Raw genomic sequence first — 13,311 nt, forward strand, 5'->3', positions numbered from 1 at the left:
GAACGCGACAGCGGGCCACATCCTGATGCACGGCCCTGATTTCGACCAGCGCCGCAGGATCTGGCTGATCGCCGGCACCGGCGAGGGACCCGTTCTGGCTGCAGCCCTGCTCCGGCATGGCTGGCAGCTTTCGGTGGCGGTGGTGAGCCAGACCGCCAGCCGTGTCTACCCGTCCCACCCGGCCCTGAAGCTGGAGGTGGGCCCCCTCGACGGAGCAGCAGCAATGGCACAGCGGCTGGCTCAGGCCCACTCCGAGGGAAACCCCTTCGCCTGGGTGGTTGATGCCAGTCACCCGTTCGCGAGCCGGGTCACCGCCGACCTGGCGAGGGCCTGCGGCTGGAGTGGCCAGCCGCTGCTTCGCCTTGAGAGGCCCCTGCTGATGGCCCCGGCCGGACTGGATCGAACCGTGCTGCCAGACCTCGAAGAACTGGGCCGGCTGGACCTGCGTGGTGATCGGCTGCTGTTCGCGATCGGAGCCCGTCACCTGCGGCAGGCCGTGGCCCTGGCCGCCGCCGCAGTGCCCTTCGCCAGGCTGCTGCCCAGTCCGGAGAGCCTGCGGCTGGGTCGGGCCGCTGGACTGGCCGACGACCAGCTGGCCTGCCACAGGCCGGGCCGGAATGCGGGCTGGCCCGAGTTCACCCTGGAGCGTGCCCTGCTGCGCCACTGGTCCGTCACCACCGTGCTCTGCCGTCAGTCCGGCGGCCCGACGGAGCACGGCTGGCAAAGCCTCTGCAGCAACCTGGGGTTGCGCCTGCTGCTGCTGGCCCGACCGGCGGAACCGCCAGCTGGCACCAGGCTGGAGCTGGAGGCCATCGTCGAGATGATCGGCGCCCCTGGCCTCAGCCCAGGTGGGTGGCGACCAGATCCGGCAGGGAGGCCTGGGAGCGGGGACCCAGCTGGGTGACCACCTGGGCGGCACAGAGGGAGCCCAGACGGCCACAGCGCTCGAGGGAATCACCACGGGAGTAGCCGTAGAGGAAACCGGCGGCATAGAGATCACCGGCACCGGTGGTGTCGACCAGGGGACCGAGCTGGTAGGGCTCGATCACCACGGTGTCGCCCCCACTGAGCAGAACAGATCCGCGCTCGCTGCGGGTCAGGGCAGCCACCTGGCAGCGGCCACGCACCTGCTCCGCCGCCGCCTCGAAGCTGGAGGTTTCGTAGAGGGCGGTGATCTCCGCTTCATTGGCGAACAGCAGATCGACGTGACCGTCGACCAGCTCCAGGAAGCTGGCACGGTGCCGATCGACGCAGAAGGCATCGGAGAGACTGAGGGCCACCTGGCCACCGCTCCGGCGCATCACCTCGGCGGCGGCGATGAAGGCCCGCTTGGCTGCCTCGCTGTCCCACAGGTAGCCCTCCAGGTAGAGAAGCCTGGCCTGAGCCACCAGATCGAGGTCGAGGTCTTCGGGTTCGAGGCCCACCGATGCCCCCAGATAGGTGCACATGGTGCGCTGGGCGTCCGGGCTCACCAGGATCAGGCAGCGGGCCGTCGAGGGGCCCGTGGTGGCCGCAGGGGTGTCGAAACCAGCGCCGACGGAACGGATGTCATGGGCGAAGATCGCGCCGAGCTGATCATCCCGGACGCGGCCGATGAAGGCGGCCTTGCCGCCGAGCTGGGCGATGCCGGCCATGGTGTTGGCCGCCGACCCACCGGAGGTTTCCAGCCCAGGACCGCTGGCGGCGTAGAGCCGCTGGGCCTGCTCCTCATCGACAAGGGCCATGGCGCCCTTGGTGAGTTGGTGGTCGTCGAGAAAGCCGTCGTCGGTCTGGACGAGCACATCGACGATGGCGTTACCGATGGCGACGACATCAAGGGACTTGGTGGTCTCAGGCATTCAGAAGAGCTCGTTTGGGTCCGTGAATGGGGTCTTCGACCACGATGGTCTGATCCCGGTGAGCGCCAAGGGAGACGATCGCAATCGGAACTTCCATCAGCTCGGCAAGGTAGCGGAGATAGGACATCGCGGTAGCGGGGAGATCCTCCAGTCGCCGACAGTCGGCCGTGGAGCACTGCCAGCCCGGCAGGCTGACGAAGATCGGCTGACAGCGGGCGAAGGCTTCGGCACTGCTGGGGAAATGCTCGATCCGCTCCCCATCGAGCTCGTAGGCGACGCAGACCTGGATCACGTCGAGCTCATCGAGCACATCGAGCTTGGTGATCGCCAGGCAATCCAGCCCGTTGACCTCGACCGCATAGCGGCCAATCACCCCGTCGAACCAGCCGCAGCGGCGGCGACGACCGGTGGTGGTGCCGAATTCGTGCCCCCGGTCGCAGAGGTGGTCGTTCAGGCTTCCCTGCAGTTCGGTGGGGAACGGGCCCTCGCCGACCCGGGTGGTGTAGGCCTTCGCCACACCGATCACCCGATCGATCAGGGTGGGCCCGACACCGGCACCGATGCAGGCCCCCCCCGAAACGGGGTTGGAGGAGGTGACATAGGGGTAGGTGCCGTGATCGAGGTCGAGCAGGGTTCCCTGGGCCCCTTCGAACAGGATGTTCTTCCGGCCGCGGGCCGCCTGGTGAATCGTGCGGGTGCAGTCGACCACATGGGGGGCGAGGCGCTGCCCATAGGCGGAGTATTCACGGATCACCGCCTCCGAATCGAGCGGCGCCAGGCCGTAGATCTTCTCGAGCAGGAGATTCTTCTCGACCAGCGGCGCGGCGAGACGATCGCGCAGCCGTTCCTCGTCGAGCAGATCGATCACCCGGATACCGTTCCGCTCGGCCTTATCCGCATAGGTGGGACCGATGCCACGGCCTGTGGTGCCGATGCGCCGATCGCCGCGCCGCTGCTCCATCGCCTGATCCAGCAGACGGTGATACGGCATCGTCACGTGGGCTGTTGAGGCCAGCTTGAGCCCGGCGATGTCGATGCCGTAGGCCAGCAACATGTCCAGTTCGCCCAGCATCACCTTCGGGTCCACAACCGTTCCGGAACCGATCAGGCAGATCGTTTCGGGATAGAGAATTCCGGACGGAATCAGGTGCAGTTTGAGCACCTTGTCATCAACAACGATCGTGTGGCCGGCGTTGACACCCCCCTGGTACCGAACGACCACATCAGCGGAGCGGCTCAACAGGTCGGTGATCTTCCCCTTTCCTTCGTCACCCCACTGTGCTCCGATGACAACGACGTTGGCCAAGGACACAGCGGCCCGAAGCCGCTTCAAAGCACAAGGTTGGAGCCTGTCAGATCAGAGGCCCTTCCGTCAAAGGAAAGGGCGATCCCGACGCTTCAGGCACCGCGGGCCACACTGGCCTCCGCTTTTCTGAGTTCCTTCTCAAGGCGTGAGCGCAGGGCTTCCGGCAACGGCCGGTTGGCATAGTTCGCGTAGTGGCCAGCCAGGGAATTGATCGCTGTCTGCATGGTGGTGAAGGAACTCAACCCATTCACCCTGGGCTTGGGTCGGTAGTAAGCCACGTAACCCGTGACCAGAGTGCGGGCGGCGGTTTCGGCTTCGGCCCGGCCAGGGTCGTCGGCGGCGATCGCGATGGTGCTCAGCAGGGTCTGGGCGACCGTCAGCGTGTCATCGACGTAGGAGCCGCTCAGCGGGCCGGCGGGGCTGCCACAGCCACTGAGCGAGAGGCTCAGGGTGAGACAGATGGCCAGCAGTGCAGTGATCGGGCGCCGAATCGCCGCACCGAGCCCCCCGAACCAGGCCCGAACCGATTTCAGGCCGGCCGTTCGATCACACGCAGCAGCCATGGGCACTCGAATCCAACCCGGCAATTCTACGAGAACCCCCTGAGCCGGGCAGAATCAGCTGATCTCCAGACCCCGCCGCCCGGCAACCAGCCGTGGCAGAAGCCTGGCCAACAGGTCCGTGGCCGGCAGTTCCTCGCTGGCATGGCTGACGCGCTCGACCAGCTCCACCATCCCCGTGGCGGCTCCTCGTCCGACCACCACCCGCCAGGGAATGCCGATCAGATCTGCGTCCTTGAACTTCACACCGGCCCGCTCGCTGCGGTCATCGAGCAGCACATCGACAGCCGCGGCCCTGAGCTCCCCGTAAAGCCGCTCAGCCAGGCTGAGCTGGTCAGGGTCCTGACCGTTGGCCACCACCACGATCAGCTCGAACGGAGCGATCGCAACCGGCCAGCAGATGCCCTTGCCGTCGTGGTGCTGCTCCACCGCCGCCTGGGCCAGCCGCGACACACCGATGCCGTAACAACCCATCCAGAAGGCCTCATCGGTGCCGGCTTCGGTCGTGAAGCGGGCATCGAGGGCTTCCGAATACTTCCGACCCAGCTGGAAGATGTGGCCCACTTCAATGCCGCGGCAGGCCACAAGCCGCTGCTGGGGGTCGTGGAGACAGGGATCGCCGGGTTGGGCGGAGCGCAGATCGACCAGCTCGGGAAGCGGCGTCAGCGCTGGCCAGCCGTCTACCACCAGATGTTCGTTCAGCTGATTGGCACCGCAGACGAAACGATCCAGTTCGGCGACGCTGGGATCCGCCAGCCTGAGGAACTGGCGGCGCCAGTGGTTCGCGCCCTCAAGCACCGCGTCGTCGAGCTGAGGGCCAAGGAACCCGAAGGGCAGGGCCGCCACACCCTCTGACTCCAGCTGCTCGGCGGCGATGGGCAGGAGTTCGAGCAGGGGGTGTGAAGGATCGGCCAACGTGGCAACCAGGGCATTGCGCAGCTTGACCTCATTGAGCTGCTGATCGCCGCGCAGGCAGACCAGGACGGGCTGGGCAGGCAGGCCCGAGAACCGGGCCAGCAGCAGCAGCACCTTGAGAATCCGGCTGGGAGCGAATCCATGGGCTTCGCTGAGCGCCGCGATCGAGCCCTGCCCCGGGGTCGCCACCACACCGGCGGAGACATTCGGATCAAGTGGCAGAGCAGGGGGCGCCATCGAAACGGCCCTCTCCTGGTTGGCGGCATAACAGCCGTCGGGGCTGGAGAGGATCAGGTCTTCACCCACCTCTGCGGTGACCATGAACTCCTGGCTGGCCGAGCCACCGATCGCGCCGCTGTCGGCTTCCACAGCGACGGTACGGAGTCCGCAGCGCTGAAAGATGCGGCGATAGGCCTGGTCCATCGCCAGGTAGGTGTCGGCCAGGCTGGTGGGGTCGGCATGAAAGGAGTAAGCATCTTTCATGATGAATTCCCGGCCGCGCATCAGGCCGAACCGCGGGCGGATCTCATCGCGGAACTTGGTCTGGATCTGATACAGGCAGACGGGCAACTGGCGATAGGAGCGCAGAAGATCGGCAGCCAGGGCCGTCACCACCTCCTCATGGGTCGGGCCCAGTCCCAGGGCACGGTCCTGGCGATCGATCAGATGGAACATGATCCCCTCGCCGGCCGTGTAGCCCTGCCAGCGACCGCTGCGTTCCCAGAGTTCAGCGGGCTGAAGCTGGGGCAGCAGGGTTTCAAGGGCTCCTGTGCGGTCCATCTCCTGGCGCACGATGGCATTGATCTTGCTCAGCACCCGCCAGAGCAGCGGCAGATAGGCATAGACACCGGCAGCGATCCGGCGGATGTATCCACCCCGCAGCAGCAACCTGTGGGAAGCGATCTCCGCCTCGGCCGGATCGTCGCGCAGTGTCACCAGCATCAGGTGCGACACGCGCATGATTCAAGGCAGACCGGGGGTCGTGGAACCTATCATCAGCGCCTTCCTCCCCTGGACGAACAGGCCCCGAAGCGGGAAACTTCTGTTAGCTTCTCAAGCCTGTCCCAATCGTCTTGAATTCGTCTCATGGCTGTGGCTCCGCAGGATCCCGATGGTGGGATCACCTCGGCTGGTCTTCGGGCCGACGTCCCCTCAGCTGCGGCCTATCCGGGCGGCATTCCCCTGGTGGCATTTCCAGGCTCGGGATCCAGTGGCCCCTCCGAGGCCCTGATCGGTATCGATGACGTGCAGAACGCCCTGAACCGTTCCAGGGCCTCCGTCTATCGCTACACCAACACCGACCCACGCAACCTCAATCCGCCCTTCAATCCACGGCGGCTCAATCCTGAATACCGCACCGACCAGAAAGATCCGCTCCAGTTCCACCCCAACGAAGTGGCACGCTTCGCCCGCGATGTCCTGCGCATCAAGGAGGTCACCGTTGAGGTGCTCAATTCCCCCTCAACGGTGACCCAGGAGTTGCTGGGCTCGATCCTGGAGGAACTGCAGGCCATCCGCGGCCTGCTCAACACCATGGAACAGGCCCCCGGCCCCCTCGAACTCAGCCGCAGACGCGAGAGTTTCGAGCAGTCCCGTCCCGCGGCGTGAATCAACCGGCCCGGGGCTTGATCGCCCAGCCAATCTGGTGCCAAGATGAAGGGATCAATCAGGAAGAATGATCTGAGGTTGTGTTGTTCGGTTCCCGCATCGGTCGGTTTCCCAGCTTCACAGCAGCGTTCTCAAACCTGGTTGTGCTCACCGATCAACCTGATGCCTGGCTGAGCCTGGCGATTCCAGGATCCGGGGAGCTGCTCCTCATTCCCAGTCCATGGACTCCGCCCAGCCCCGATTCAGCCTCGACGACCTCCCCCAATCCGCCCAGGAGCCAGCTGGGGATCCAGGTGAGGATCCATTCAGTCCGGGCACCATTCTCGAAAACAGCTCTCCCCTGCTCGGGGCCCTGATTGCCATCCTCTCCCTGCTCGTGCCGATCGGCGGCGTGATGGCTGATCGGTTCAGTCAGCCGGCCCTGCCCTTGCCCATCTCCGCTTCTCTGGGCGAAGGCCTCCAGAAGTCGGCCCCCTGAGGACGGCAGGGGTGATGTCAGCTGCTCCGCTGCAGCAGAAACCCCTCGTAGTTGAGGGCCTGAAAAACCCGGGCCGGATCGCCGAATCCGGCGGCGTTCACGAGGGCGGTGAATCGTCCGACTCCGATCGGATGAAGGCCCTGGCTGAGCGACTCAACGACTCCCCTCTCCTCACCCAGCCCGCTCGCGCTCTGAAAGCCGAGTTGGGCGGCGGCCATCTGGTCCGTAAGCAGGGGCAGGGCCGGACGCATCAGATCAACCAGAACCAGCTGCCCGCCAGGTTGGAGGCAGCGGGCCAGGGCCGTCAGAAAGGCCAGCTTGCTGCCGTCGTCCGGGAGGGACTCAAGCACCAGCACCGAGAGCGCTCCGGCAAACCTGTCCTGGGCGTCGAACGCTTCCACGCTCGACTGGCACCAGCTGATCATGGTTTGGTCGCCGAGGCGCCGGCGGGATGCCGAGAGCATCGCGGCAGATGGGTCGAGGGCAGTCAGTCGCCAGTCAGGTCGCTGAGCCACCGCCTCGACCAGCTCGGCGCCGGTGCCACAGCCTGCCACCAACACTTCCGACCCGGCCGGCGCGGCGACCGGCGAAGCTGACAGCAGAGCAACCGCCAGGCGAGCCAGGCTTGCGTAGCCGGGAATCAGGCGCTGCACCACAAGGTCGTAGCCATCGCCCAGCTGGTCTGCGACCAGTTGGCCAGAAACCAATGGATCAGTCAGTGGATCGGCCGGTGGATCGGCTGGTTGATCAGCGACCGTGGGGTCGAGTGGAATGTCCGGCAAAAATTCAGCAGCCAAAGACCCGCCATGACGGAGACACAATTTAGCGGTGACAGCCGCCAAGAACCCTTGCTGAGCTGTGCTGAATCGACCGTCGAGCAGGTAAGTTTGGTGGCGCCGTCGAGCGTTGTCATCCGTGCCCACCATCCGCTTTGAACAGGAAGGCCAGCAGGTCGGATGCATCGAGGGAGCCAACCTGCGCAAAGCGGCACTCGACGCCGGCATCAACCCCTACAAGGGTCTGAACAATTTCAACAACTGCGGTGGCCTCGGCCAGTGCGGCACCTGCGTCATGGAAGTGCTGGAGGGTGCCCGCAACCTGTCTCCCCGCAGCGATGTGGAACAGGTCTATCTGGCTGATCGTCCTGCCAACTTCCGGTTAAGCTGCCGCACCTCCGTCAACGGCGACGTCACGGTGCGTACCCGTCCGGATGCGGCGGTGGGCAAGGGATCCAACAGCCTGGTCGGCGCCCTCAAGTCCCTCGTCGGCAGGAAGTGAGCCCCAGCCCGCTGCGGCTCTACAGCTATCCCCGTTGCAGCACCTGCCGCAAGGCGATCAAATGGCTTGACCAGCATGGCGTTGCGATGGTCTTGCACGACATCACCCTGACGCCCCCGTCCAGGTCGGACCTTGCGCTTGCCTGGGGTGAGCTGTCGCCCCCGCAGCGATTGTTCAACAGCAGCGGCCAGAGTTACCGCTCCCTCGGCGCCGCCACCGCCAGGGCGATGACCATGGAGCAGGCGCTTGATGCGCTCTCTGCCGACGGCAAACTGATTCGCCGCCCCTTCCTGATCAGGGCTGATCCTTCCCTGGTGCTGGTGGGTTTTGACCCGGAACGCTGGAGTGAAGCCCTTCTGACGACTCCACAGGCACCATCAAGGCATCCAGTTCCCCCATCAGCGCATTGATCCCCACCCGGTTGATCTGGGCCAGATAGGTGAGCTTGAGTTCCTCCAGCAGATTGCAGACCAGCTGCTGGCTCCGCTCCAGTGCCTCGCCGTTCTCGAGCGAGCTGGCCAGCTCCTCCCAGAAGCGATCCACCAGACGCTGCAACAGGTCAACCTGCTGGTTGTCGCGCTGCTGGAGCCGTTCACCGGTGCTGCGTGAGAGTTCCAGGAGGCTCACCGCCATGCCACCGGCCAGCTGCTTGGAGAGCCCCCGCTCGATCTGAAGCAAAGGCTGAAGCTGACGCAATCCGGGAGGAACCACCAGCCCCTGCAGGCTCTGCTGGAGGGAGTGGCTGAGCACCGCCGCCAGTTCAGGCTCGAGCCGTGGCGCCACCTGCCGCAGCAGCAGCGGGCCCCAGATCCTCAGCAGTTCCACCAGCTCCCGCTCGTTGTTGATCGTGACGATCTGGTGGCTGCGCAGGCGACGAATCCGCTGGGGCCACTGGGGGGAACGGATCACCCCCTGGGCTCCGTCCATCAACTGCAGGGCCAGCACTTCGAACAGCTCCACCGCCAGCAGGGCCACCACCACCCGACTGACCACAGCCCGCAGCGGCTCGAAGCTCACCAGTCCACTGGTCTGCAGGCGTTCGATGACAGGAATCAGCCGCAACAGGCGCCAGACGGGAAGCAGCAGCGGCAGGTCGGTCCAGCGACGCAGCAGGGCTCCACGCCAGCTCAGCCCGGGGACCCGGCGGCGGATCCGCACGACCCGAAGCAGAATGTCAACAAGAAAAACGCTCTGGAACAGCAGCAGGTCCGCTCGCCAGAAATGATCGGTCGGACGACCATTCTCATCGATCGAGCGCCAGTAGTTGGTCGCCACCAACGGCAGGATCTGCTGGCTCCAGAACAGCCGCTCACTGGCCCAGGAACGGTTCTGCAGCCACTCGTCGCTCAGCAACCGGGCTGCCGCCTCCCTGGCGGAGGGGATGTCGGCCCGCTGACGCATCCGGTTCTTGATCTTCTCCAGGGTGCCGGATCCGCCGGAGGCAAGAAAGGGGTTGTCCTGGATCATGTCCTGGGTCAGCCGCACCTGGCGGAGCCGAAAGGCCTCGGCCCTTGAACCGGATTCCATCGCCCGGTCGAGCTGCTCGAACTGATCGAGGAAGGCCTGGCTTTCGCGGTGGGGTTCGATCCCCTTGATCGGGTCGTAGAGCGGGGTGATGTCCGGCAACCAATGCAGCGGCAGAGCCAGGGGCACCGAGGGGAGCGGATAGAGGTTGCGCTGCAGCCAGAAATTCCGCAGCGGCACGTAACTGAGGTCGAAGCAGACCCAGAGGAGATTGAGGCTGGCCCAGAGGGCTACGAACTGGTCCCAGCGACGACCGGGTGAGCGGGTCCCGAGCGTTCGGATCCTCTGCCAGCGGGGCCGGGCCATGGGGCTGCTCCATTCCTCACCAGCGTAGGCAGGGGTCCGCGTCCTCCAGCACTTAGGGTCGATGCCGGAACGGCAGCCGCGGCTGACGCCCAGAATCCCCATGCCACAACAGGTGCTTTGACCGCCGAGGACGTCCCGTCAGCCAACCTGGAGCCGCCGTCGACAACGGACACAGATCCCAAACCGCCCCAGGAAAGCGCCTGGGCTTTCTGGCGCAGTGTTCTGCTCACCCTGGCGGTGGCCCTTGGCATTCGCCACTTCCTGATCGAGGCGCGGTTCATACCCTCCGGCTCGATGCTTCCGGGGCTGCAGATCCAGGACAGGCTGCTGGTGGAGAAGATCAGCTACCGCAGCCGCAGCCCGCGAAGGGGGGAGATCGTCGTGTTCCATTCTCCCTTCCACTTTGATCCTGCCCTGCGGGCCGATCACCAGGCCGGACCCCTGCGTTGCCTGGTGGTCAATCTGCCTTTGCTGGGATCGATTCCGGGAATTCAATCCCCCGCCTGTGATGCCTACATCAAGCGGGTGGTGGCGGTCCCGGGCGATCGAGTCGTGGTCAATCCCCGTGGCCAGGCCTGGATCAATGGCCAACGGCTGAATGAGCCCTACGTGACCAACCTCTGCCCGGTCGACAGCCAGGGGGTGGGCCCCTGCCGCACCCTCAACACCGTGGTGCCGGCCGGCCATGTCCTGGCCCTCGGCGACAACCGCGCCAACAGCTGGGACGGTCGCTTCTGGCCCGGTAGCCCCTTTCTGCCCAAGGACGAAATCATCGGTCGAGCCTTTTACCGGTTCTGGCCCCTGGATCGCCTCGGCACGCTCGCCGATGCCGACCAGCTCAGGGTTCCCCCCCCCGCCAAAGCTCCGGCAGCAGTCCCGACGCCAGCACCTGGCCCGTGAGGCTGCAGCCGGCGTAGGGCTGATTGGCGGCCCTTGAACCGAAAGCATCGGAGCCCGGCTCCCACCTGCGCTCCGGATCGAACAGGATCCAGCGTTCGCTGCCGGGCTGGAGGGTTTCAGCGGCCAGACCAAGGAATCGAGCCGGCCCCCAGCACAGCACCTGCCAGAGAGCCGGAATGCTCCAGCCGGCTCCCAGCACCAGCTCCTGCCAGAGCGCCGGCAACACGAAGCCATGGCCTGCCAGTCCCGGACGGCGCTGATCAATCGGCAGCAGGCACTCCTCCGCGTCCAGCGGCACATGCTGCACGGCCACAGCGCTCAGCACGCCATCAGCGAGGGCGGCGAGCAGAGAGCGGCGATCATCCGGTCCCCCCAGGGCGGGGACGACCCGCCAGCCTTCGGCGACCGGATCGAGTCGGCCGCTGTCGGCGACCAGATGCCACCAGCAGACGCTGGCGGGCAATGACCTGGGATGGGAGCGCAGCAACGTCACCCCCGCTGCGGTGGAGAGCTGGGCAAGCCTGATCTCCGCTGCCGGCAGCTCCTGGTCCAGGGCAAGGATGCTCTGCAGCGGCAGGGTTTCGCTGAGTGGGGGATCCAGCGGCCAGCCCACCCGCAGCGCTTCCACCCCTTCACGCACGAAGCCACCACGGCTGAGCGCCGCATCCCTGGGAGCGAGCAGAACCGGCCGACCGGCGGCTTCGCCGAGGCGCAGCCCCCGCTCCAGCAGGGGCAGGGGGGGCAGGGTGTCATCCTCCGCCAGACCGATCGCACCCGCCGCGATCAGATCGGCATGGGGCGCCAGCTCGAGGCCAGCACCCCCCAGACTGAAGCCGGCCCAGAGGGGCAACTGGAACGGCGGCCTCGCGGCAAGCAGCAGGTGTTCCGGCTGGTCCCGCCAGCTGCGCCCCCTGGGCAGCAGCGCCACCGTGCCGTATCCCGCCGCCGCCGCCGCGCGCACCAGGCTCTCGAGGGTCTCGGCGACGGAGCCAGCCGGCTGCTCCAACACGCTGTGCGGATCCACAAGGGCTGGAGCCAGCAACCACCGTGCGGCCGGCCAGGGGGTGAGCCCGAGGATCTCGGCGCGGGTCACGGCCTGCGGACCGATCGCAGCCAGCCGCCCTTGCTCGATCAGCACGTCCTCGTGGCGCAGGGCCAGGTCGGGCCCTTCCAGGTACTGGACCTGCTCAAGGAAGCAGGTCGTCATCAGAGGGCGCCAGCGGCGGTGCGATCGAGCACTCCACCCAGATGGGCGGTGAGATTCAGGCAGGTCACCACCGGAGCTGAATGGGCCGGATCGGCTGGAAAGTCGATCACGCTGACCCCGCCATTGCCCTGCTTCACCATCCAGATGTCGGCGGGGCTGAGGCCGAGCAGAGCACACAGAATCGTTTTGTTGACGGCGTCATGGGCCACCACCAGGGCCGACTCGGAATCAGCCAGGCTCCCAGCGATCGTCCGAATCGTGCTGATCGAGCGATCCCAGACCTCCTGGAGATTTTCACCCTCGGGCATCTGAACGGTGTCAGGGGCGCGCTTCCAGGCGGCAAGCAACTCCGGCCAGCCCCGGGCGATCGCTTCCTCGAGTTCACCCTCCCAGAGGCCATGGCCGATTTCCACCAAGCCCCGCAGGCTGGTGAGCGGAATGCCGGCCCGATTGGCAAGGATCAGCTCGGCGGTCTGGCGGGGGCGGGCCATGGAGCTGGTGTAGGCCCGCTGGATCGGCTCGCTCGTCAGGCAGCGACCGGCCGCTTCGGCCTGGTGGCGTCCCTGGGGATTGAGGGGAATGTCGATCTGGCCCTGGAAGCGTCCCTGCCGGTTCCAGTCGGTTTCGCCATGGCGGACCAGCAGCAAGCGGGGGCCGGCCCCCTTGGCCGGCAACCCCTCGCCCAGATGGGCGGTGCCGTTCAACGACTCGATCTGGACCTCCCCAGCTCCATCGCCGCCGGGGGCGATGTTGAACACCGAGAGCGAGGCGTTGTCGAGACGCAGGCGCTGGAATCCGCCCCCGGGCAAGGACAGCAGGTTGAGGATCAGGCAGCGCAGGATGGCGTTGTGAGCCACGACAAGCACGGTGACCGTCTCGTCGACGGATGGATCGGTGAAGCGCTGCAGCAGGCGGTCGAGAAAGCGCCGGGCCTGGGCCATCAGCTCGACGATCGGCCGATAGACGCTGCCATCACCACGGCGCAGCTCCAGCTGCTCGGGTGACTGGCGCCAGAGCCGATGCTGTTCCGGGAAGCGCTGCCTCAGCTCACTGACGAGCAAGCCGCTCCACGGCTCGAGATCCACCTCCAGCAGGTCGTCGTCGAGGGTGGCGATCAGACCACCGCCCTGGGCGGCCAGCAGCAGCGTGGCGGTCTGCTCAGCGCGGCGGAGCGGCGAGCTGTAGACCGCCTGGAGGCTGAGGGGGCGGAGGGCAGCGCCGCTGGCCGTGGCCTGACGCTGCCCCAGCTCGGTCAGGGAGGAGCGATCATCGCGGCCCTGAACCCGATGTTCGACGTTGAAGCTGCTCTGCCCGTGCCTGACCAGAAGGAGCCTGAGGGGCACGGGTCGTCAAGCCGAGAGCGAAGCCATCGTATGGGAGGGCTTCGGGCC

The 13,311-nt window shown here is 66.3% G+C and carries 14 protein-coding genes; 6 read left to right on the forward strand and 8 right to left on the reverse strand.

Going from position 1 to position 13,311, the window contains the following annotated elements:
* The first annotated feature begins 25 nt into the window (after nucleotides 1-25).
* On the forward strand, nucleotides 26-904 hold the full coding sequence (locus tag KQ307_RS05785) for a precorrin-6A/cobalt-precorrin-6A reductase (protein ID WP_259701315.1): 879 nt from the start codon (nucleotides 26-28) through the stop codon (nucleotides 902-904).
* Here KQ307_RS05785 and KQ307_RS05790 read toward each other — a convergent pair.
* The 4 genes from KQ307_RS05790 to KQ307_RS05805 all read right to left on the reverse strand — a co-directional run bounded on the left by KQ307_RS05790 (nucleotide 840) and on the right by KQ307_RS05805 (nucleotide 5,579).
* The gene (locus KQ307_RS05790) at nucleotides 840-1,838 is read right to left on the reverse strand and encodes an adenosine kinase (protein WP_259701314.1); all 999 of its coding nucleotides are present in this window, start codon (nucleotides 1,836-1,838) and stop codon (nucleotides 840-842) included. The two genes, KQ307_RS05785 and KQ307_RS05790, sit on opposite strands and share 65 nt — an antisense overlap.
* Nucleotides 1,831-3,150 carry an adenylosuccinate synthase gene (locus tag KQ307_RS05795; protein WP_259701313.1) on the reverse strand — a complete coding sequence of 440 codons (1,320 nt, stop codon included), beginning with the start codon at nucleotides 3,148-3,150 and terminating at the stop codon, nucleotides 1,831-1,833. Before KQ307_RS05795 ends, KQ307_RS05790 begins: the two co-directional genes overlap by 8 nt.
* A gap of 86 nt (nucleotides 3,151-3,236) precedes the next feature.
* Nucleotides 3,237-3,707 carry a photosystem II protein Psb27 gene (gene psb27, locus KQ307_RS05800; protein ID WP_259701312.1) on the reverse strand — a complete coding sequence of 157 codons (471 nt, stop codon included), beginning with the start codon at nucleotides 3,705-3,707 and terminating at the stop codon, nucleotides 3,237-3,239.
* Between the two features lie 54 nt (nucleotides 3,708-3,761).
* Nucleotides 3,762-5,579, reverse strand: coding sequence for a proline--tRNA ligase (locus KQ307_RS05805; RefSeq protein WP_259727279.1), 1,818 nt, complete (start codon nucleotides 5,577-5,579; stop codon nucleotides 3,762-3,764).
* A 126-nt stretch (nucleotides 5,580-5,705) separates the two neighbouring features.
* Here KQ307_RS05805 and KQ307_RS05810 point away from each other — a divergent pair, with 126 nt between their 5' ends.
* Together KQ307_RS05810 and KQ307_RS05815 are read left to right on the forward strand one after the other, a co-directional pair.
* Entirely contained in the window at nucleotides 5,706-6,227 is a 522-nt protein-coding gene (locus tag KQ307_RS05810; protein ID WP_259701310.1) for a hypothetical protein, read from the forward strand.
* Nucleotides 6,228-6,447: 220 nt separating this feature from the next.
* Nucleotides 6,448-6,705, forward strand: a complete 258-nt coding sequence (locus KQ307_RS05815; RefSeq protein WP_259701309.1) for a hypothetical protein — start codon at nucleotides 6,448-6,450, stop codon at nucleotides 6,703-6,705.
* A gap of 17 nt (nucleotides 6,706-6,722) precedes the next feature.
* On the opposite strand, the gene KQ307_RS05820 is transcribed toward KQ307_RS05815, so the two are convergent.
* The gene (locus KQ307_RS05820) at nucleotides 6,723-7,487 is read right to left on the reverse strand and encodes a class I SAM-dependent methyltransferase (RefSeq protein ID WP_259727280.1); all 765 of its coding nucleotides are present in this window, start codon (nucleotides 7,485-7,487) and stop codon (nucleotides 6,723-6,725) included.
* Between the two features lie 133 nt (nucleotides 7,488-7,620).
* Here KQ307_RS05820 and KQ307_RS05825 point away from each other — a divergent pair, with 133 nt between their 5' ends.
* Nucleotides 7,621-7,983, forward strand: coding sequence for a (2Fe-2S)-binding protein (locus tag KQ307_RS05825; RefSeq protein WP_259701307.1), 363 nt, complete (start codon nucleotides 7,621-7,623; stop codon nucleotides 7,981-7,983).
* Nucleotides 7,980-8,393, forward strand: coding sequence for a Spx/MgsR family RNA polymerase-binding regulatory protein (locus KQ307_RS05830; protein WP_259727281.1), 414 nt, complete (start codon nucleotides 7,980-7,982; stop codon nucleotides 8,391-8,393). Before KQ307_RS05825 ends, KQ307_RS05830 begins: the two co-directional genes overlap by 4 nt.
* Here KQ307_RS05830 and KQ307_RS05835 read toward each other — a convergent pair.
* Nucleotides 8,278-9,813 (reverse strand): hypothetical protein, encoded by a 1,536-nt coding sequence (locus tag KQ307_RS05835; RefSeq protein ID WP_259727282.1) that lies wholly within the window; start codon nucleotides 9,811-9,813, stop codon nucleotides 8,278-8,280. The two genes, KQ307_RS05830 and KQ307_RS05835, sit on opposite strands and share 116 nt — an antisense overlap.
* 117 nt (nucleotides 9,814-9,930) lie before the next feature.
* Here KQ307_RS05835 and lepB point away from each other — a divergent pair, with 117 nt between their 5' ends.
* The gene (gene lepB / locus KQ307_RS05840; protein WP_259727283.1) at nucleotides 9,931-10,713 is read left to right on the forward strand and encodes a signal peptidase I; all 783 of its coding nucleotides are present in this window, start codon (nucleotides 9,931-9,933) and stop codon (nucleotides 10,711-10,713) included.
* On the opposite strand, the gene KQ307_RS05845 is transcribed toward lepB, so the two are convergent.
* Together KQ307_RS05845 and KQ307_RS05850 are read right to left on the reverse strand one after the other, a co-directional pair.
* Entirely contained in the window at nucleotides 10,652-11,920 is a 1,269-nt protein-coding gene (locus KQ307_RS05845; protein WP_259727284.1) for a dihydroorotase, read from the reverse strand. The genes lepB and KQ307_RS05845 overlap by 62 nt on opposite strands.
* The gene (locus KQ307_RS05850) at nucleotides 11,920-13,263 is read right to left on the reverse strand and encodes a histidine phosphatase family protein (protein WP_259727285.1); all 1,344 of its coding nucleotides are present in this window, start codon (nucleotides 13,261-13,263) and stop codon (nucleotides 11,920-11,922) included. Before KQ307_RS05850 ends, KQ307_RS05845 begins: the two co-directional genes overlap by 1 nt.
* Nucleotides 13,264-13,311 lie beyond the last annotated feature (48 nt).

It is taken from the genome of Synechococcus sp. CS-1326 (genome assembly GCF_025128115.1).
Taxonomy (GTDB): Bacteria; Cyanobacteriota; Cyanobacteriia; order PCC-6307; family Cyanobiaceae; genus Regnicoccus.